This is a genomic window from Sutcliffiella horikoshii, from assembly GCF_002157855.1.
Lineage (GTDB): Bacteria > Bacillota > Bacilli > Bacillales > Bacillaceae_I > Sutcliffiella_A > Sutcliffiella_A horikoshii_C.
In genome coordinates, this window is sequence record NZ_CP020880.1 from 940,314 (window position 1) to 959,396 (window position 19,083).

The window sequence follows — 19,083 nt, forward strand, 5'->3', positions numbered from 1 at the left end:
GTGGAGATGGAACTACCAATTCGCCTTTCAAAGGAATCGAGAGAGCCAATCTATCATCAAATTGAAGAGCAAATCAAAGCATTGATTGCAGGGGGACATTTGCAGAAGGGATCTCCTTTGCCATCCATTAGACTTTTATCTAAAGATTTAGAGATAAGTGTGATTACCACAAGGAGAGCTTATCAGAACTTGGAGCATCAAGGCTTCATTATAACGACTCAAGGCAAAGGGACTTTTGTAGCGGAAGTAGAAGAGACAATGAAGGAGTCCGTAAAAATCGCCTCTGTCTACCAAGCAATTGAAAAAGCAGTAGAAACTGCAAGAAGGCATGATTATTCCTTAACGGAAATAGAGGATATTTTTCAAAAAGTGATACGTTCATTTAGGGAAAAAGGAGAGTGAGAAAATGCAACATGCTTTAGTAGTTGAGAAAGTTGAAAAGCTTATTGGAGATTTTGAAATAGGGCCAATAACACTCAAATTAGAGCCTGGAACCATTACGGCTTTAGTGGGGGACAATGGTGCTGGGAAAAGCACTTTGTTAAAAATGATTATGAGGCTCGTAAAAAAGGATAGTGGGAGGATTTCTGTAACGGGGGTTGCTGATATTGACACGGAAGAGCAGTGGAAAAAGAACGTTTCTTATATGCCTCAAGCATTAACTGGAGTAGACCCTTTTACGTGCCAAAAAATCAAGGAACTTGTTTCTAGATGGTATCCTACATGGGATGAAAGCTTTTTTCAACATCTTGTTCAGGAGTTTGATATACCGTTAGGAAAAAAATACGGGAAACTTTCTCAAGGAGTACAACAGAAGTTGAGTGTGGCAATGGCTTTAGCGAAGGATACGGAAATCTTACTCTTGGATGAACCGACATCAAATATGGATATCCTCTCAAAAGGTAAGTTGATGAATGAACTGATGAAATGGATGGAAAGAGGAGAGAAAACTGTCATCGTGGCTAGCCATCAAGTGGATGACATCAAGAAACTGGCGGACTATATCGCGTTTATGAAAAAAGGGGACTATCTTGGTATATATGAAAAAGAAGAACTAATCGAAAACTATAAAAAGTACTGGTTCAAAGAGCCCCTCCCAACATTTCTCATCGAAGGGGAAATTGCAAGAAACGGTGATAAGGTATTGGTTTCGGAAAATGCGACCAAAACAGATCAACACCTTTTTGATGAAGGAATTCAATGGATAGATCAACAATCCTTGGATCTTGACGAAGTGATAACGTTCAAGCTAACTTAAGTATTTTTTCTTCAATGACTTATTTGGAAAATTTGCTCGCTTGACTCTGCCTCCTTCGTAGCGTACTTTAGTATATATTGCAGTTTTAGATACACCGGAGGAATGGCCATGCGTGTAAAGAAAGTCTTGAATAACAATGTATTGATTGCTGCCCATCCCGAGTACAATGAAGTGATCCTGACAGGAAAAGGAATTGGCTTTGGGAAACGTACGGGTGAGGATATTTCCGTCGAGAGTGCGGAAAAGTTCTTTGTGCTGCGTGACCAGAAAGAGCAGCAACAATATAAACAGTTACTTAGTTATGTCGATGAGTCATTCATCGGGTTGATGAATGAATGTATAGAGAGAATAGAAAAACGTTTTGAGGTTCGGTTGAATGAACATATCCATGTCGGCTTGACGGACCATCTTTATTTTGCCGTAAAAAGAATTCAACAGGGGCTGGATATAAAAAATCCCTTCCTGACTGAAACGGAACTCGCCTACCCAAAAGAATATACGGTGGCACTTGAAATTGTCCAGTGGTTAAATGAGAAGCTTGGGGTCTCGGTTCCAGTGGGAGAAGTAGGGTTCATTACATTACACATCCATAGCGCGTTAACCAACCGTGAATTGTCTGAGGTTAACAAACATACACAGTTGATCAGCAGAATGGTGGATGTCATAGAGGAATCCCTGAAAATCTCTGTAGACCGGGCAGATGTAAACTACTTGAGACTCATTCGTCATTTTCACGCGTCGATTGAAAGGGTGCAAAAAGACGAGAACCGTCCTGAAAATCAGGAAGCGCTCGCAAAAGTGTTGCAAGCCGAATACCCTGTGTGCTACAATCTAGCATGGAAATTAATTAAAATTATGCAGCAGAACTTACACAAGCCAGTTCCAGATGCTGAGGCAGTTTACCTGACCCTACATTTGCAAAGGCTTGCAAAACAATAAAATATCCAAAACACTTTTTTCACGTGTTACTGGTCATGCAGGCATGAGCGGAAGAAAGCGTAAACGAAGAAACATGGTAGAAGTCTATCTACCTTTCCTTCGTGTACCTTTTCTTTTCACTCATGCCTTTTTGTATTGCACAGGTTCTACAATTGCATATAAAAATACTTAGGAGGAACACATATGTTTAAGAAATCATTCGGTTTACTGCAACGTATCGGTAAAGCCCTTATGCTTCCTGTCGCATTGCTTCCGGCAGCAGGGATACTGCTTGCATTCGGTAATGCCATGCAAAACCCGAACTTAACAAGTCGCCTCGGCTTTTTAGAGGCAGATTCAATCGTGCTTCTGGCACAAATCATGGAACAGGCAGGAAACATCGTATTTGCAAACCTGCCATTGCTATTTGCCGTCGGTGTAGCTATAGGGCTTGCTGGAGGAGACGGGGTTGCCGGTCTTGCAGCAATGATCGGTTACTTAATTATGAACGTTACCATGAGTGTTATCAGTGGAGTTACCGCTGATCAGGTCGGAAGTGACCCTGCGCTTGCGAATGTTTTAGGAATTCCGACCCTTCAAACCGGTGTGTTCGGCGGTATCATAGCCGGGGTTCTCGGTGCTTATATGTACAATAAATTTTACAATATTGAAATGCCATCTTATTTAGGATTCTTTGCCGGGAAGCGTTTCGTTCCGATTGTAACAGCAGCTTCCGCACTTGTTCTTGGAATTGTCATGAACTTCATTTGGCCATTCGCGCAAGAGGGATTAAATACATTCTCTTATTTTATGACAGAATCAAACCGTACATTGGCAGCATTTATTTTCGGTGTCATTGAACGTGGACTGATTCCATTTGGCTTGCATCATATTTTCTATTCTCCATTCTGGTTTGAATTTGGTTCTTACACAAACGCGGCGGGAGAATTGGTTCGCGGTGACCAACGTATTTTCATGGAGCAGGTGAAAGACGGTGCCGAACTTACGGCAGGAACGTTCATGACTGGTAAATTCCCATTCATGATGTTCGGTCTTCCAGCTGCAGCGCTAGCAATCTATCACTGCGCACGTCCAGAAAACAAGAAGTTTGTAGCAGGTATCATGGGTTCTGCTGCATTAACATCTTTCTTAACAGGTATCACAGAACCACTTGAGTTCAGTTTCTTATTCGTAGCACCGGTATTATTCGGAATTCACGCAGTGTTTGCAGGACTTTCCTTCATGGTCATGCATATTTTAGATGTAAAAATCGGAATGACATTCTCCGGTGGTGTCATTGACTACATTCTATTTGGTATCCTTCCAAATGCAACAGCATGGTGGTTGGTAATCCCTGTTGGTCTAGTATTCTCGGTTATTTACTACTTCGGGTTCCGCTTTGCAATCAAGAAGTTTAACTTGATGACTCCAGGTCGTGAGGAAAAAACAGAGGAAGCGGAAGCTGGTACTGGTTCCGTTGATGAACTGCCATTCGGAGTACTAGAAGCACTTGGCGGAAGAGAAAACCTTACAAACCTTGACGCTTGTATCACTCGTCTTCGAGTAAGTGTTAAAGACGTTGAACAGGTAGATAAAGAGCGCTTGAAAAAATTAGGTGCAGCAGGCGTTATGCAAATTGACCGCAACATCCAAGCAATTTTCGGACCACGTTCTGAAACGATCAAAGGACAGATTCAAGATATCTTGAGTGGAAAAACGCCAGTGAAGCAAGAAGTGGCGGCAACATCTGAAACTATGTCGGCGGATGCTGGTGCAGTTACTACTTCATCTTCATCAGAGTTTGACGTAGTTATGCCGATGACTGGTAAACTACTACCTATTTCTGAAGTTCCAGATAAGATTTTCTCACAAAAAATGATGGGTGACGGTTTTGCCATTGAACCAACGGATGGAAAAGTGGTTTCACCTGTTGCAGGTAAGATCGTGAACCTGTTCCCGACAAAACATGCAATCGGTATTGAAACGGCTGACGGCCGCGAAGTTCTTGTCCATGTGGGAATCGATACAGTTAACTTAAAAGGAAAAGGTTTTGAAAGTTTAGTAGAACAAGGAGACACAGTGGAGCAAGGACAAGCGTTACTGAACGTAGACCTGCGCATTGTGTCAGAAGAAGCGACATCCATTATCACACCAATCATCTTTACAAACTTGGCTGCTGGAGAAGCAGTTGAGATCAAGGATGGGAGTGTAAGAGTTGGGGAAAAGGGTCGCATAACAATTTCTTAAAGTGGCAAAAACAAGTAGAACCGTTGCATATTATGCTGCAACGGTTCTTTTTTGTGGAAAAAGATTATCCCTGTTTCATCAAAAGGGAGTGAGCTTTTACTACTTTTTTTTCTAAATAATCTATTGAATAGTTACCAGTGGGATCTGTTACATCAACCACAGCTCTTGATAAGTTATCTATAACTAGGTGCAGCAATTCCAGATCTTTTTCCTCAAGCTTATGTTTGTTGACTTCATCCATAATTTCTTGTGCAAGTCCCTGTATCTTCCTGAGTCGATAATCGTTCACGTTTTTCAAGTAAACCCTCCTCTTTTAAATGACATTCACAAAAAGAGTATATGTACTAAAATGAGATTCTTTCTCAAAAATTATATAAAACAATTGACACTGATAATCATTATCAACTATGATTAAAGTGTGTTAATTGAAAACAATTATCAACTAGAGGTGATCTAGAATGCGGATATTTATTGGATATGTAAGTATGTCGGGAAACACAGAAGACATTGCAAATATTTTGCAGGATGAGTTGCTTGCAAAAGGCTGCGAGGTTGTCTTGGAGTGTCTAGATACAGTAGATGTAGAGGAAATCACAACCTATAACGGTATTTTTATTGGTTCCTACACTTGGGGAGATGGCGATCTTCCATATGAGGCGGAGGACTTTTATGAAGAGTTGAATGGATTAAAGTTAAACAGTATTCCTGCAGCATGCTTTGGTTCAGGAGACCACGCATATCCTAAATTTTGTGCGGCAGTGGATACATTTTCTCAGAAACTTAAAAGCTGTGGAGCCAACGTATATAATAAAACATTAAAGGTGGAGTCATCTCCTGAAACAGAGGAACAAGAAATGGAATGTAGACAATTTGCACATACATTCTATTCGTGGATTAAGAAAATGGAAGGAAACATTCATTATGTTTAACAGAGGATCCACTGCTGTTTTATCTACACCTGATATTCCATTCCTTGTTGCAGTAAAAAAATCTGGCATCTATTCATTCGAGGATGGGAAATGGTTGTTGCAGTATGGCCTTACCCAAAACATCTATAAGCTTGTAAAATTGGGTAGATTTATTTTTGGCATTGGAGATTATGGGACCATCCTACGATATGATCCATATCAGAAAAAGTGGACCCATACCACATTTTCTGTACCTCAGCGATTATGGGATATAACTGGAAACGAACAAGGACTAATCGTAACACATGGTGGGAGTAAATTATATGTTTCCAGAAATTATGGTTCAAGCTGGACTGTCGTTAAGCCATTTGCATCTCTCAATGCACCCCCATTGATTAGGTCGCTCTTTTTTTCTGATGATTATATATACATTGGTACACAAGTAAATAAGAAGCAAGGGGGCGTATGGAAGTACTCTCTCTTAACAAGGGAATTGAAACTTGTAAAAAGAGAAGATAATTCCATGGTTTCATCGATTTATATTTCAGACAGGGACTCTATGCTCATTACAAAAGCAAACGTAAAGACTGGAGAAGGTTCTGTGGAAATGAGAAAAGCAGATAATTCGTGGATTTGTTTTAAACAGCCTCTTTCAGAGAAAGCGTTTTTGGATATATTCATGGCTAATAATAGATTGCATGCGACTACCAGCCGAGATGAATTCGGGTATTCGAGAATTTATGAGATACATAGAGAGAGTATGACATTGATTCCAATCGAGACTGTGGAAGGGCATGGATTTAGAGGAGCTGGCTTTGAAGACCAACTGTTTATTTCATCCCCAGTGGAAAGTAAATGGATCAACAACAGATATGAAGTTCCAAGCCTACTACATTGATAGGAGTGACAATATGAGAATAGGAATTTTTTATGCAAGCATGTCCGGTAACACGGAGGCAATTGCGGACAGTATCACAGAAAAACTAAAGAGTCATCAGCACGAGGTTGTATTAGAGGACGTTCATAATGTCGATAATGCAATGGAGCTGTTACACTATGATGTTACCATTTTAGGAATGTATACATGGGGGGATGGTGATTACCCAGATGAATGCTTGGACCTCGTGGAAGAATTGGAAGAAATGAATCTTGAGGGTCATTCCTTTGCAATTTTTGGCTCTGGTGATACATCGTATCCTGAATTCTGTGGTGCTCTTGACCATCTTAAAGAATTGCTTGAAAGCCGTGGGGGAAGTGTATTGGTTGATCCGCTGAAAATAGAGTTCAATCCCGAACCGGAGGATGAAGAAGAGATTATTAAATTTGTCTTAGAAGTGGTTGGGAAACTAAAGAAGTCCGCGTAACAAGTACTTATCTATAGAAAGGACACGGATAATGAGAAAGAAACTGATGCAACAACTAATAGAGCAAAACAAACAAGATATTCTAAAAGATAAAGTGAAAATGGAAAAAATACTGGATAAGATAGATCAGGCAAGAATGATAAAAGCTAATAATGAATAAATGGTGTAGCTAACATTTGTAAGGATGTTGGATTCCAATGTAATCCGGAGCTTATGGGCTGTGAAAGATGGGGAATAGAAAATCAAAAATTATTCTAATACCCCACCCCATTACTCTTATTTTTTATTCCTTTAATCCAAGTAATAATTAGGATCAGTAAAGGAAGGATAAATTGAAATGGTACATGAAGGTAAAGAGGTACCAATTCGAGCCCTATAAAGAGATGTTCTGGGAGATCTCTGGATATGACGTAGTTGCCGATAAACATCAAAGCCCCCAGAATAATGATAATGAATTTCTCTTGAAGGATGGGAAATATGTATGATACTCCTTTTGATCCTGCGATAAAAAATATAGATACTTTTACGAATCCTACGATGATAAAGGCGAAAGCAGTCAATAACTCAAGGTGTTGGATGATTCCCAGAAACTCTATCATTTCAATTGCTTTGACCAACGGATATGTATAAAGTGAAGCTACCTTTGCTCCAAGGATGGCAATGATGATTTCTGTGATGGAAATTAGAATGAATCCGCTGAAAAGGACAGCCATCCATCCTTGCTTCATTAGTTTTTGATGGTCGTTTAGAAATGGAAATAGAACAAGAAATACAACCATCTCGCCATAAGGGAAAGTTATGTATTGGATCCACTTGCTCAAATCAAGGATTTCCAAGTCAATGATGGGTCTTATATTTTCTCCAAACATTACCCCTGACAAAAAGGAAAAAAAGACAATCAGTGCGATTAGAAGAAAGGTAAAAATAAACAAAAGCTCGGAAGTCCTTGCCACTGCCTCCAGTCCTAAAGTCGCAGCATAGCAGATTAGGCAGACGGAGACAAAAGCAATAATCCAATGATCGATATTGTAATAAAAAGTTTGAGTGATAAAGTACACGAAGTCCTTCAGTACCCTTGTACCAATATAAAGAAAATAGAGGCTGTAAAGCATTAAAATGGCTTTTCCTAAAAACTTCCCGAATGCCTGCTCCAAGAGTTTATGAAACTCCGGCCATCCATTTCTTTTTAATAGGTAGGCATAAAAGAAGAAAAGAAGAACCCCTGTTATAGCAGCTCCTGAGTTGATGAGCCAGGCGTTCTCCTCCGCTTCTAAATTGAGTCCAAGCACAATAGAAGAACCAAGAAGGAATAGGGTTAACAATGTAATTAGCTGATAGATGGAAATCTTGGTAACGTTCATACGATACTTCATCCTAACTTAGTCTAATGAAATGGCATCTCCTGACCGTCGAATAGATACATTCGTATTAAGTTCAAATGGAATAGTAGGAAAGATGCTTGCCCATTCTCCTTCAATATCGCGCCATTTACTTGGTTTTGAAAGATAGAGTTCCTTGGCAAATCCAATATAATCCAGGTTCTCTGCTTGGCTTTTGCGAATTAGGCTAGTAATGGAACCTTCTAGTTGGTTTCTAATCTGTTTTCTGAAAAGATCCATATTTGGATGCTCGAAACTTGTTTTACAGGTAGATTCGGTAATTCTTCCATTGGTCTTCACCTTTATGGAAATTTTGGGAGAATCTCCAGTCCAATCCACCTTGTAGCTGGTTTTAGACTTTTTGTACTGGTAGGAAAAGTATCCAGGCCCTTCTGGACAGCTGGCTTCCAATGCTCCTTCTCTCACATTATCCATCAGAAATAAGAGATCCTTGCTTTCCTCTAAACTAAGGTAATTAATCAATTTATCTTTTTTGAAATAGGACATCCCGCTTATCTCCATTTTGGATTTGGGTTGATAAGCTTCAATATTCTCCTTTTTTAAACCTACCTCCACATCACCCGCAATACTGATATAGGGAATCACATTATTCACAACCGGATAGTTTAGAAGAAAGTTTTTTACTCTATTAGGATAGACCGGGAAGGCAAAGGAAGAGTACTCCTTGATGTTCTCTATTGTGTCCACAATCCTCTTTGATGATACTTTCTGGAATGGGGTGAACATAGCGAGAATGTCATGAGCACTCGTCTCCTTACTGACAAAAAGCATGGTATTAGAAGAAATGGTCTGCTCTAGAAACAAGTAATTCACAACATCTGCAATTCCGCGCTTCTTAGCAATCTCTTCACTTATTAAAATGACTTCGAGATCATCCATGAAAAGAAATCGCGAGAAGGATTTCTGGATATTTTGCAGCGCCTCAGTAATAGTTCTTCCACTTTCCTGGTACAAAATAAATCCTAATTTCTCTGATGCGCTGTCCTTTACTGAGGGAGCGTTAATGGCTTGTACTGTTATGAGAAAATCCTCATCTTTCATATCTACCGCAATAGCTGAGATAATGATTAAATCTCTGATAAGAGAATCTTCTGCATTTTTTCCAATAATTAGACTTGCTACAAATAAAAATAAAGAAGTAATGATTGGTAGTAAATTTTTTCTCCACATAGTATCCATCAGCCTTTACTTTTTTCTCATAGGGTCTTCTTTGAATAGGGTTTTATCATTATTGATGATATGCTGAATCGGTAAGCGGAATATGGCATCCTTCTGGTCCTGTGGCTGGAATGGAGCCAAAGGTGATAAATATGGTACTCCGAACGAGCGTAAGGAACTGAGGTGCAATAAAAGTACAATGAGGCCAATCAAAATTCCATACAAGCCGAGCAGGGCGGCTAGAAATATGAAGCGAAAAGTCAGTCGTTTATATGCAAGTGATAGGCTGTAAATAGGTACTACACTTGACATTACATACGATGCTGCCAGTACAACAAGTGTTGCTGGTTGAACAAGTTGTGCCTCTACTGCTAGTTGACCTAAAATGATGGAAGAGAAAATGGCCACGGTCAATACTACTCCAGAGGGAAGACGCTGTGAACCTTCTGTAATAATGATGATGAGCCATAGGAAAACAAACACTTCAACAATTGTAGGGAAAGGCACGATTTCCCTTTGAGCGACGAGTCCAATCAACAAACTGGTCGGAATAAGGCCTGGATGATAGAGGGTGAAGGAAATATATAAAGCAGGCAAAAGTATGGATAGCAAAAAGAAGAAAAGTCTGCCAACCCTCCTGGTATGGATGCTTCTGTTCAAGGTATAGTAATCATCAGGTGACTGAAAAAATTGAATAAATACGGATGGCACGGTTAATACAAACTGTGTTCCATCTATGACAATGGCAATTTTGCCACTCAGTACTTCGGCGCACACCACATCCGGGCGATCAGATGAAATAGTTAAGGGAAAAAGAGATGTCGTATTATCAATCAAGGTTTCTTCTAAATAATTTACATCTAGGACAACTGGTATATTTATGGTATCAATCTTTTTTCTTACTTCGGATAAAATTTCTTTATCCACTTCTCCTTCAATAAAAACTAATGAAATGGAGGTCTGGATGTTTGGATTTTGTATCTTTTCTACTCGAAGCAAGGGGTTCTTGATTGTTTTCCTAATGAGAGATAAATTGTACGTTCCATTTTCATTGAAGGCGATGTTTGGCCCTGTAGAAGTACGCTGAGCTTTTGGTTCAGGGGCACTTCTTTCTGGCCATTTTGCCGTATCAGCTAGTAGACAAGTCGTTTCTCCCTCTACAAAAATGGCTGTTTTTCCGTCCAAAAGCATTTGCACGACTGTATTTATATCAGTGGCAGTCTTGATTATAGTGCTCTGAATGACTTGAAGGCGTAAGAACTCTAATATGGAATCAATAGCCTGTTGATCACTGATGGATAGAGCTGCTAGTGGGGATAAGATGAAATCTTCAATTTTCGTAGAGTCGTTAATTCCATCTACGTAAATCAAATGGACTTTCGTATCTAGGGATGGCAGTACTAGCTCCCTTTCTTGTAAGTCAGAACTGTTTCCTAATTGATTTTTTACAGAATCAATATTCTCTGATATAGATTCCATTATTAATGCTTTCATTGAAGTCACCATCTAAACAACCTCTTTACCTCATGTATTTCCTCTTTATACCTTTCCAAAAGTCAGGATAAAATATGCGGGATATTATCTAAAACAAAAGGCCTGTCTCCACAAAAGGAGTCAGGCCTTGATTGTTTCTCGTCCTAGAACAACTATTTCATCATGATCAATGCTCTTCACATCATCCTGAAAGATCAGTCGTGTATTCAAACGATAGCTTATATGTTCAGTAGATGGTTCTAAAGGAGCGGGAAGCTGATAGCAAAATGGATATTCTGCCTTATCATTTGCGTCCATGCTTTTGGACATGAGTATGGTCGTTACAGCATCCACCGTTTCAACCAAATCTCCTTGAAATTCCTTTACAAGGTCACATTCCAATCTTTTGATGTGTTGTTTTGCCCAGCCGCCTTCCACATGAAAGGCTCCTGTCACTTTTTCACCGGGATTTAGTTTATTTTTATCAAGAACTAAATCAACATGGGGAGAACCTATATTTAAGTAGCTCATTACTTTTTTTAACATGTAGCTTGAACCTCCGAAAGGAATAATATCTTAAAGTGTTTTTGAGTTTTCGTATAGTAAAGATACGAACTAATAGAAAAAAAGTTTCACCTATATTTTTCTTATGTAAAATATACATACCCAATCTACACATCTAGACAATCAAAAGCCCTCATCTATAAATAGATGAAGGCTTTACATTGATTAAAACAGCCATAACCCTACTAACGTTGCCACAATCAACCCAATGATGACTGGTACAAAACTCCGCCGCACAAGCTCCATGACAGGAACCTTAGCAAATCCTGCAACTGCCACTAGGGAAGACCAGGCGATCAAGGTTCCGCCGCCAACCCAGACAGATCCCATCTGTCCAATCGCAGCAAGAGTGGCAGCCTCCACACCAACACTCTCCCCAAGTGCACCAGCAAGTGCCCCCACAAGAGGAAGGCCTGAGAATCCAGAACCATCTAAGCCTGTTATCATTCCAATAAGCAGAATTCCAAATCCTGCAACAAAAGAACTTTCAGGAATATAGGATTGACCGGCAAGTATGAGGTCAAACAGGAAGGAGGGAGTCTCCTCAGCAGGTGTGCCCAAGATTCTAGAAGCCAGTTCTCCGCTACCAATAAAGAAGAATCCTGCAATCGGAATAACCGGACCCATCGCCTTAAAGGCAAATAAGAAACCTTTGACGATATTGTCACTGACCGTTTGAAGGGAGGTGCGGGCGTTTAGGAAGAATGATGCTCCAATTAATAGTATCAGCGAAGCCCCACCGATTAGAGCGGCGCCGGCTCCACCTTCTAGAGAAGGAAGAACATCGGAAAACTTCGCCAGTACCATATAAATGATGATGGCAAGAAACGTGCCTGGAACCAAGATTGCAAACAGCGAGCTGTATTTGCTTTTTGTCACAGGGCCGCCTCTTGTCATGCCATCCGTGTCACTATTCTGGTCATCTGCATTATTCCATTTTATTAGAAGCTCATTTGACGGTCGTACAATAAGCTTTCGTATGGAAATATAAGCAAGAGTGATGGCAACTACACCTGTAACAAGTGACAAGATGAACCCGCGATCAGCAACCGTTCCAATATCAACTGCAGCAGCAGTAGCGGTTAAGGATGGGGCTATTTGAATAATGTAGTCCGATGATAAGGCCATTCCTTGACCGGCTAGTGAAATGGCAATTGCTGCCCCAATCGGTGGAAGTCCCGCTCTAATGGCAACTGGAATTAAAAGTGCTCCAACAAGTGGAACGGCTGGGGTCGGCCAGAAGAAAAGGGAAATTGCATAGGTGACAAACACTATGACCCAAAACGAGATATGCCCATTTTTCATCACCCGTTGAAAAGGTGTAATCATTTGTTCATCAGTACCCAAGGATTTAAGTGAATGTAATAGTGCCGTCATGATAGCAATAATCAGGAAGATATTGAACAGTTCTCCCGCTGCAACCAAGCTGGCGTTAAATATGGTTTGAAGCCCAAAAATGAACGAACCGCTGAAGATCCACCCAACTAAAAACGTTACTAGGATGGCAGGAACCACCACATTCTGCCTGAACAGCATTGTAAAGATAATAACGAGTGTCCCAATCAAATACATCCAATGTGCTGCAGTCAACTCCATCTATACCAAGCTCCTCTCTAAGGCGAACAAGCCCAAGATCTAAAAAATATATCTGTGTCATATAGCCTATGTTGGAGAGTGGGCTTTGGTGTTGATAGGGAGGACTTCATCTGGCAAATGGAATAATGTTTGATTTTGAGACAGAGGTTTATTCACCTTCATTGAGGAATAGAGTATAAAGAGGTGATAAACGTTGAAGAGGGAAGAATACAAAAAATATGACGGACTTGGACTGGCAGAATTGGTCAAAAAGAAGGAAGTCAAACCCATTGAACTGTTAGAAATGGCGGTCAGTGAAATTGAGACGCAAAATCCCCAACTGAATGCGGTTATCCATAGGATGTACGAGCAGGCAAGAGCTGCTGCAGAAATTGTTCCAATAGGGCAATTTGCAGGAGTTCCAATTCTATTAAAAGATATAGGTCAGGAAATAAAAAGTGAACCGAAAACGCTGGGATCTAGAGCTCTAAGCAAATATAGATCAAAAATAGACTCTGAATATGTTAGTCGGTTAAGGAAAAGTGGCTTTCAATTTTTAGGGCAAACAAATGTACCGGAGTTTGGTTTAATGGCCATAACAGAACCTGTTGCATACGGAGCTGCAAGAAATCCCTGGAAACTTACTCACACCCCTGGTGGTTCAAGTGGCGGATCGGCTGCGGCGGTAGCGTCAGGGATGGTTCCAATTGCCGGGGCAAACGATGGAGGAGGCTCCATTCGTATTCCAGCAGCTTACTGTGGGCTGTTTGGGTTAAAGCCTACGAGAGGAAGGACCCCTGTAGGGCCGCAACTTGGCCGTTTTTGGCAGGGGGCAGCAGTTGAACATGTGCTTACACGCACCGTAAGAGATAGCGCGGCTATCTTGGATGAGTTAAAGGGAGAAGAAAAAGGAGCGGCATTTTCCATCCCCGATTATGATGGCAGCTACTTGGATATCCTGCAACAACCAGTAGAGAAAAAGCTCCGAATTGCTTACTCTACTAAATCACCAATTGTTACAGAAGTAGATCCTGACTGTGTAGAAGCGGTCAAGAAAACGTTGGAGTATTTAGAATCAGAAGGTCATAGTATAGAAGAAATCGATGCACCAGTAGATGGGAAAAAAGTTGCCACAAGCTATCTCTCCCTCTACTTTGGAGAAGTCAGCGCCATGATTGCTGCTCTTGAGGAGATACTAGGGAGAAAAGCGACGGTGAATGATGTGGAGCCTGCGACTTGGCTGCTTGGTCTAATCGGAAAGTCCATGTCTGCCCAAGAATTCGTCCTCAATATGAGGGAGTGGGATGTGGCTGCATATGCTATGGAAGAATTCCATGATACCTATGATTTTTATATAACTCCTGCGACAGCCTTCCCACCTGCGAAAATTGGTGATCATAAGCTAAAGCCGCTTGAAAGCATTGCCCTTCAAGTGACGGGGAAATTGGGATCTGCCACGCTCCTAAAGAAAATGGGCATCGTGGAACAACTCGTGCAAGAAAGTTTAAAGAGAGTCCCTTTTACGCAGCTTGCGAATTTGACAGGGCAGCCAGCAATGTCGTTGCCGGTGCATGTAACAGAGGAAGGTCTCCCTATAGGTGTCCAGTTCATGGCAGGGCGCGGGAAAGAAGACCTGCTCTTGCAGATGGCAGGGCAGATAGAAAAAGCTGAGCTTTGGGTAGGTATGGAAGAGTTACTTTTCATTGCTGCAAAATAGTAGAAAAGAAGAGGGGAACCCGAGTAGATGTAGAAGGTGGGCTTCCCTTTTTACTTTTTCTTACATAATATCAATCTTCTATTACTTGTATCCTTTTCTCAGATATGATCTCACAGACATTTTCATACATCATCTCCACGCCTTCGTTGGTAGCTTCAAAGTTAAATGCTTGATCCTCGTGTATCCCCAAGTTCTCTGCTTCCTTTGCAACATCAATGTTCGCTCCCATGAAGATGAACTGCCAACTGTACTTTTCTTCTTGGTGACGAATTAACTCCTTTACTCTCGGATAGGTGAACTCTACGCTTGAATTCTCCATACCGTCAGTAGTAATGACGAAGATTACATTTCCTGGTCTTAAAGCTTTTTCAGTACGTGATAAACGGTTTCCTACGTCCAATATTGTTCTTCCGATTGCGTCCAAAAGGGAGGTGGTGCCTCTAACGTAATAGTCTTCTCTTGTTAACGTAACATTCCTCGCATCCACACCGTTCCACAGAGTTTCCACTTCATCGTCGAAAAGAACGGCGGTGACAAGTGTCTCTCCTTCATGTCTGCATTGCCTCTCTAGAAATGAGTTGAATCCTCCAATCGTGTCCTTTTCCAGGCCGCTCATTGACCCGCTTCTGTCCATTAGAAAAATAATCTCAGTTAAGTTTTTATTCATTTTCATCATCCTCCTTCATGCTATAATAATAACGAATAATATCCATAAAATGGTCGCCTTCAAAGCGACATTTGGAGGTAGTGGTATGGTAGATAAAAAGTTTTTGGAGGAATTAGAAGAATTTATATTGCAACATCAAATAGATGATGAGCTGGAGGCAAAAGAGTACATTTGCTACAACGAATCACCTGTTTTACATGAAAAAAGTGATATCTTTGAAATTGAAGAGTTCATTAAAAACAATAAAAAGCCGACTCTGCAACAGGTCCTGTTTCAGTATATGGACCGCAATGGCGGAACAGATGCGGAAATATATAAAAAGGCCGGTTTGGACCGCAAACACTTTTCAAAAATACGAACAAACCCAGAATATCGCCCAAGAAAAACAACGATGGTGGCATTGGCTTTTGCCTTGGGACTTGATGAGGAAGAAACAGAAGACCTGCTTGGTGCCGCTGGGTATTCCTTATCCGGAAATGATATCCCAGACCTTGTAGCCAAATTCTTTCTGATGAAGGGGATCTATGACCTTGCAAGAATGAACGAAGCGGTTGATGATATGAAATCAAAAAGTATAAGAACTATATAGAAAAGCGGAGACACAGCTTGCCAGACTAGGGGGCTGTGCTTCTTATTGTGTGTTACAATCTACTTTAGAAAGTCGAAATCCACCCCGAAAGGAGAACACCACATGAACATAAAAGTAGATAAAAAACTCATCCAAGAAAGATGTGGTTCTGTTTCCTTAAAAAGCGGGGAGGCATTTCGCAGAGCGGATAAAGTGAAAATAGAAGAATGGACGAACGATAGGTGTATTGCTGTCGTTTCAACGTCTGAGGATTTCCATGTTGTCGTGACGGCGGAAGGTACGGGAGACATTCATACAAGCTGTACTTGCCCAAAGCTTGCTTCTGTAAAATTAGAATGTCAGCATATTGCAGCTGTGCTTTTGACGATCTATGAAAACCATTATTCACAACATGACCTGTCAGAAGAAGTGTTCCGACTATTCCAAGCAGATAAGAAACCATCAAGCGGCAGTCAGCTCCATTTTGAAAAAAGAGAAGTGGTAGACGTAGCATTTGCCATGAAACCGGTAGTAAAAGATAAGGAGAATTTCCTTGGTATAGGGCTATCGTTGAAACAGAGCGTTGTACAAGATCCACGTAAACTACTACAGGCCATAAAGAATGGAAAACGTAGTGACTTGTTTGATCCAGAGGTTCATTGCTTTAAAAAAGAAGTGGATGCTGTAATTCAGCATTTGATAGACATGCTTGATGATGAAAAAACATTTTTGGAGGAAATAGAGCTACTACCGCAAGAACTAATTCTCCCACCATCCTCCTTTAGAAAAGTTGCATCGCTTTTACAGCAGGTAGATGTGGAAATGCATGTTAATAAACAGGCATACGATGGCTTTGCGTTAGTAAAAGAGCCCCTTTCCCTTCATTTTTCTTTTACAGAAGAAAATGCAAATGGGGTTGTGCTGAAGATTGATGGGCTAAACGATTTATTCGTTTTTAGAGCCTATAATACTGTTTTCAAGAACGGTTTCTTTATTTCCTTGGACACAGATGACTGTCGTAGACTTGCTGAATTGAAACGAATGTTGGATGCTTCTAAGACAAATTCCATCCCTATTGCTCTCAATCAAGTGCAGACGTTTGTCGAAAAGGTAGTCCCAGGCTTACGGAAACTTGGAAAAGTGGAACTTGATGAAACGGTTGCCAAACGTTTTGCCAAAACTCCGTTAGTAGCGAAGCTGTATCTGGACAGAGTAAAAAACCGGCTTTTAGCAAGTATTGAGTTTCAATATGAACAGGTGATGATCAATCCGTTAGATCCAAAAGAGCATCGCATGAACACCATGATTATCCGCGATTATGATAAGGAGCAAATAATTCTTGATTTCATGGAGGACAGTAAATTCGGAAGTACAGAAGAAGGATACTTTCTGCACAACGAAGAGTTGGAATATCAATTTCTCTATCATGTGCTACCTAAGTTGCAACGCTTTGTACAAGTGTATGCAACGACGGCTATTAGAAATAGAATTTTCAGGGAGCCGACTAAACCCCAAATTCGTATCAGGGTAAAAAAAGAGCGGACCAATTGGCTTGAATTTAAATTTGAAATGGATGGTATACCGGAATCCCAAATCAGGGAACTTTTAAGTGCACTGGAGGAAAAAAGAAAATATTATCGCTTGAACAATGGCTCCTTGCTTTCCTTGGAAACTAGGGAATTTGAAGAGATTCAACGCTTCTTGCAAGCCAATCCAGTACAAGATGAGGATCTAGAACAAGGTTTGAATGTGCCTATTATTAAAGGATTCAAAATGATGGACTCTGTAACAGATGATGCCGTGTTCACCTTAGAAGAAAGTTTCCGGCAATTCCTGGAGGAAATCCGTAATCCGGCTAGTGAAAATATTCCAGTTCCAAATCAAGTGGATAAGATATTAAGGGATTATCAAATACATGGATACAGATGGATGAAAACGTTGGCTCACTATGGTTTTGGCGGGATTTTGGCAGATGATATGGGACTCGGGAAAACCTTGCAGAGTATCACATTCATCCTCTCGGAGCTACCTGATATTCGCCATAAAAAATGTCCGATTTTAATTGTAACACCATCTTCTCTTACTTATAACTGGCTTGGGGAACTAAGAAAATTTGCACCAGAGATCAACGCCTTTATTATGGATGGAACTCGTAAGGACCGAGAGCAGGCCTTTTCGCAAATAAAGGAAGTGGATGTCGTTATCACCTCGTATCCTTTGCTGCGACGCGATGTTAATCTTTATACGACTAACCATTTCCATACGGTGTTTTTTGACGAAGCACAGGCCTTTAAAAATCCAGTAACACAGACGTTTCGAGCAGTGAAAAGAGTGAAATCCGATTATAAATTTGCTCTAACAGGAACACCTGTAGAAAATTCGTTGGAAGAGCTGTGGTCTATTTTTCATGTTGTCTTTCCTGAGTTGTTTATGGGATTGAAGGAGTACAGCAATTTGACGAGAAAAACCATTGCACGTAGGATCCGGCCATTTATGCTTCGACGGGTGAAGGAGGATGTATTGGCAGAGTTGCCGGAGAAAATCGAAAGCTTGGAATCGGTAGAGCTTTTACCTGAGCAAAAGAAGCTTTATGCGGCCTATCTTGCAAAACTTCGACATGATACATTAAAGCATTTGAACAAAGACACATTGAGGAAAAATAAAATTCGTATACTAGCGGGGTTAACAAGGCTCCGTCAGATTTGCTGCCATCCCTCACTTTTTGTACACGGGTATAGGGGTAGCTCTGCCAAGTTCGAAATGCTCATACAATTGATCGAAGAGTCTCAGCGTTCAGGCAGAAGGGTGCTTATATTCTCCCAATTCACAAAGATGCTGGAGCTGATAGGGAGGGAGCTTGCCTATCAGGGACTGCCCTATTTTTATCTTGACGGACAAACTCCTTCAGAAGAAAGGGTGGAGCGTTGTGAACGGTTCAACTCTGGGGAAAGAGACTTTTTCTTAATTTCACTTAAGGCAGGTGGGACTGGTCTTAACCTGACTGGTGCCGATACTGTTATCTTATATGACCTTTGGTGGAATCCGGCAGTGGAAGAGCAGGCTGCGGATCGTGCACATCGAATGGGGCAAACCCAAACGGTCCAAGTGATTAAGCTTGTGGCACGGGGAACAATTGAAGAAAAGATGAACGAACTGCAAGATAAAAAGAGACATTTAATAGAAGAAATCATAGACCCTGACGAGAGAGTATCAAACTCATTGACGGACGACGACATCCGAGAGATTCTTTCCATATAAGGGAGGTT

General features: G+C 40.8%; 18 protein-coding genes. 11 read left to right on the forward strand and 7 right to left on the reverse strand.

Annotated elements, in window-relative coordinates; translation table 11 throughout:
* Window positions 1-6 precede the first annotated feature (6 nt).
* From B4U37_RS05005 to ptsG, 4 genes are all read left to right on the forward strand, one after another.
* On the forward strand, window positions 7-402 hold the full coding sequence (locus B4U37_RS05005) for a GntR family transcriptional regulator (RefSeq protein WP_088017358.1): 396 nt from the start codon (window positions 7-9) through the stop codon (window positions 400-402).
* A 4-nt stretch (window positions 403-406) separates the two neighbouring features.
* Entirely contained in the window at window positions 407-1,258 is an 852-nt protein-coding gene (locus B4U37_RS05010; RefSeq protein ID WP_088017359.1) for an ATP-binding cassette domain-containing protein, read from the forward strand.
* A 108-nt stretch (window positions 1,259-1,366) separates the two neighbouring features.
* Window positions 1,367-2,197, forward strand: a complete 831-nt coding sequence (gene glcT / locus B4U37_RS05015; protein ID WP_088017360.1) for a glucose PTS transporter transcription antiterminator GlcT — start codon at window positions 1,367-1,369, stop codon at window positions 2,195-2,197.
* A gap of 183 nt (window positions 2,198-2,380) precedes the next feature.
* The gene (gene ptsG / locus B4U37_RS05020) at window positions 2,381-4,423 is read left to right on the forward strand and encodes a glucose-specific PTS transporter subunit IIBC (RefSeq protein ID WP_088017361.1); all 2,043 of its coding nucleotides are present in this window, start codon (window positions 2,381-2,383) and stop codon (window positions 4,421-4,423) included.
* A gap of 64 nt (window positions 4,424-4,487) precedes the next feature.
* Here ptsG and B4U37_RS05025 read toward each other — a convergent pair whose 3' ends face one another.
* Window positions 4,488-4,664, reverse strand: a complete 177-nt coding sequence (locus B4U37_RS05025) for a group-specific protein (RefSeq protein WP_088020158.1) — start codon at window positions 4,662-4,664, stop codon at window positions 4,488-4,490.
* A gap of 217 nt (window positions 4,665-4,881) precedes the next feature.
* On the opposite strand from B4U37_RS05025, the gene B4U37_RS05030 reads away from it, so the two are divergent.
* The 4 genes from B4U37_RS05030 to B4U37_RS21860 are packed head-to-tail and all read left to right on the forward strand — an operon-like array spanning window position 4,882 to window position 6,855.
* Window positions 4,882-5,352, forward strand: a complete 471-nt coding sequence (locus B4U37_RS05030) for a flavodoxin (RefSeq protein WP_088017362.1) — start codon at window positions 4,882-4,884, stop codon at window positions 5,350-5,352.
* On the forward strand, window positions 5,345-6,229 hold the full coding sequence (locus B4U37_RS22180) for a WD40/YVTN/BNR-like repeat-containing protein (RefSeq protein WP_198317085.1): 885 nt from the start codon (window positions 5,345-5,347) through the stop codon (window positions 6,227-6,229). The genes B4U37_RS05030 and B4U37_RS22180 overlap by 8 nt, the downstream gene beginning before the upstream one ends.
* A 13-nt stretch (window positions 6,230-6,242) precedes the next feature.
* Window positions 6,243-6,695, forward strand: coding sequence for a flavodoxin (locus B4U37_RS05040; RefSeq protein WP_088017363.1), 453 nt, complete (start codon window positions 6,243-6,245; stop codon window positions 6,693-6,695).
* A gap of 31 nt (window positions 6,696-6,726) precedes the next feature.
* The gene (locus tag B4U37_RS21860) at window positions 6,727-6,855 is read left to right on the forward strand and encodes an FbpB family small basic protein (RefSeq protein WP_148966998.1); all 129 of its coding nucleotides are present in this window, start codon (window positions 6,727-6,729) and stop codon (window positions 6,853-6,855) included.
* Between the two features lie 94 nt (window positions 6,856-6,949).
* On the opposite strand, the gene B4U37_RS05045 is transcribed toward B4U37_RS21860, so the two are convergent.
* From B4U37_RS05045 to B4U37_RS05065, 5 genes are all read right to left on the reverse strand, one after another.
* Window positions 6,950-8,056 carry a GerAB/ArcD/ProY family transporter gene (locus B4U37_RS05045; RefSeq protein ID WP_157663718.1) on the reverse strand — a complete coding sequence of 369 codons (1,107 nt, stop codon included), beginning with the start codon at window positions 8,054-8,056 and terminating at the stop codon, window positions 6,950-6,952.
* Between the two features lie 18 nt (window positions 8,057-8,074).
* Window positions 8,075-9,265 carry a Ger(x)C family spore germination protein gene (locus tag B4U37_RS05050; protein ID WP_157663719.1) on the reverse strand — a complete coding sequence of 397 codons (1,191 nt, stop codon included), beginning with the start codon at window positions 9,263-9,265 and terminating at the stop codon, window positions 8,075-8,077.
* 15 nt (window positions 9,266-9,280) lie between these two features.
* Window positions 9,281-10,759 carry a spore germination protein gene (locus B4U37_RS05055; RefSeq protein WP_088017366.1) on the reverse strand — a complete coding sequence of 493 codons (1,479 nt, stop codon included), beginning with the start codon at window positions 10,757-10,759 and terminating at the stop codon, window positions 9,281-9,283.
* Window positions 10,760-10,867: 108 nt separating this feature from the next.
* Window positions 10,868-11,272: a sporulation protein gene (locus tag B4U37_RS05060; RefSeq protein WP_088017367.1), complete on the reverse strand. Its 405-nt coding sequence runs from the start codon at window positions 11,270-11,272 to the stop codon at window positions 10,868-10,870.
* Between the two features lie 183 nt (window positions 11,273-11,455).
* A complete protein-coding gene (locus tag B4U37_RS05065) occupies window positions 11,456-12,886 on the reverse strand; it encodes a hypothetical protein (protein WP_088017368.1) in 1,431 nt (476 codons plus the stop codon).
* A 193-nt stretch (window positions 12,887-13,079) separates the two neighbouring features.
* On the opposite strand from B4U37_RS05065, the gene B4U37_RS05070 reads away from it, so the two are divergent.
* Window positions 13,080-14,582: an amidase gene (locus tag B4U37_RS05070; protein WP_088017369.1), complete on the forward strand. Its 1,503-nt coding sequence runs from the start codon at window positions 13,080-13,082 to the stop codon at window positions 14,580-14,582.
* 70 nt (window positions 14,583-14,652) lie between these two features.
* Here the strand turns inward: B4U37_RS05070 and B4U37_RS05075 are convergent, their stop codons facing one another.
* Window positions 14,653-15,249, reverse strand: a complete 597-nt coding sequence (locus B4U37_RS05075) for a vWA domain-containing protein (RefSeq protein WP_088017370.1) — start codon at window positions 15,247-15,249, stop codon at window positions 14,653-14,655.
* 85 nt (window positions 15,250-15,334) lie between these two features.
* Between B4U37_RS05075 and B4U37_RS05080 the strand changes: the two genes are divergently transcribed.
* Window positions 15,335-15,838 carry a hypothetical protein gene (locus tag B4U37_RS05080; protein ID WP_088017371.1) on the forward strand — a complete coding sequence of 168 codons (504 nt, stop codon included), beginning with the start codon at window positions 15,335-15,337 and terminating at the stop codon, window positions 15,836-15,838.
* Window positions 15,839-15,940: 102 nt separating this feature from the next.
* Complete coding sequence (locus B4U37_RS05085; RefSeq protein WP_088017372.1) at window positions 15,941-19,075, forward strand: DEAD/DEAH box helicase; 3,135 nt, start codon at window positions 15,941-15,943, stop codon at window positions 19,073-19,075.
* The last annotated feature ends 8 nt before the right edge of the window (window positions 19,076-19,083 follow it).

What these genes read in the sequence shown, in the direction of transcription:
- B4U37_RS21860 (WP_148966998.1), top strand. Translation starts at nt 6,727, where the DNA reads ATGAGAAAGAAACTGATGCAACAACTAATAGAGCAAAACAAACAAGAT.
- B4U37_RS05080 (WP_088017371.1), top strand. Translation starts at nt 15,335, where the DNA reads ATGGTAGATAAAAAGTTTTTGGAGGAATTAGAAGAATTTATATTGCAA.
- ptsG (WP_088017361.1), top strand. Translation starts at nt 2,381, where the DNA reads ATGTTTAAGAAATCATTCGGTTTACTGCAACGTATCGGTAAAGCCCTT.
- B4U37_RS05025 (WP_088020158.1), bottom strand. Translation starts at nt 4,664, where the DNA reads ATGGATGAAGTCAACAAACATAAGCTTGAGGAAAAAGATCTGGAATTG.
- B4U37_RS05060 (WP_088017367.1), bottom strand. Translation starts at nt 11,272, where the DNA reads ATGTTAAAAAAAGTAATGAGCTACTTAAATATAGGTTCTCCCCATGTT.
- B4U37_RS05010 (WP_088017359.1), top strand. Translation starts at nt 407, where the DNA reads ATGCAACATGCTTTAGTAGTTGAGAAAGTTGAAAAGCTTATTGGAGAT.
- B4U37_RS05055 (WP_088017366.1), bottom strand. Translation starts at nt 10,759, where the DNA reads ATGGTGACTTCAATGAAAGCATTAATAATGGAATCTATATCAGAGAAT.
- glcT (WP_088017360.1), top strand. Translation starts at nt 1,367, where the DNA reads ATGCGTGTAAAGAAAGTCTTGAATAACAATGTATTGATTGCTGCCCAT.
- B4U37_RS05040 (WP_088017363.1), top strand. Translation starts at nt 6,243, where the DNA reads ATGAGAATAGGAATTTTTTATGCAAGCATGTCCGGTAACACGGAGGCA.
- B4U37_RS05085 (WP_088017372.1), top strand. Translation starts at nt 15,941, where the DNA reads ATGAACATAAAAGTAGATAAAAAACTCATCCAAGAAAGATGTGGTTCT.
- B4U37_RS05050 (WP_157663719.1), bottom strand. Translation starts at nt 9,265, where the DNA reads ATGTGGAGAAAAAATTTACTACCAATCATTACTTCTTTATTTTTATTT.
- B4U37_RS05030 (WP_088017362.1), top strand. Translation starts at nt 4,882, where the DNA reads ATGCGGATATTTATTGGATATGTAAGTATGTCGGGAAACACAGAAGAC.
- B4U37_RS22180 (WP_198317085.1), top strand. Translation starts at nt 5,345, where the DNA reads ATGTTTAACAGAGGATCCACTGCTGTTTTATCTACACCTGATATTCCA.
- B4U37_RS05005 (WP_088017358.1), top strand. Translation starts at nt 7, where the DNA reads ATGGAACTACCAATTCGCCTTTCAAAGGAATCGAGAGAGCCAATCTAT.
- B4U37_RS05065 (WP_088017368.1), bottom strand. Translation starts at nt 12,886, where the DNA reads ATGGAGTTGACTGCAGCACATTGGATGTATTTGATTGGGACACTCGTT.
- B4U37_RS05045 (WP_157663718.1), bottom strand. Translation starts at nt 8,056, where the DNA reads ATGAACGTTACCAAGATTTCCATCTATCAGCTAATTACATTGTTAACC.
- B4U37_RS05075 (WP_088017370.1), bottom strand. Translation starts at nt 15,249, where the DNA reads ATGAATAAAAACTTAACTGAGATTATTTTTCTAATGGACAGAAGCGGG.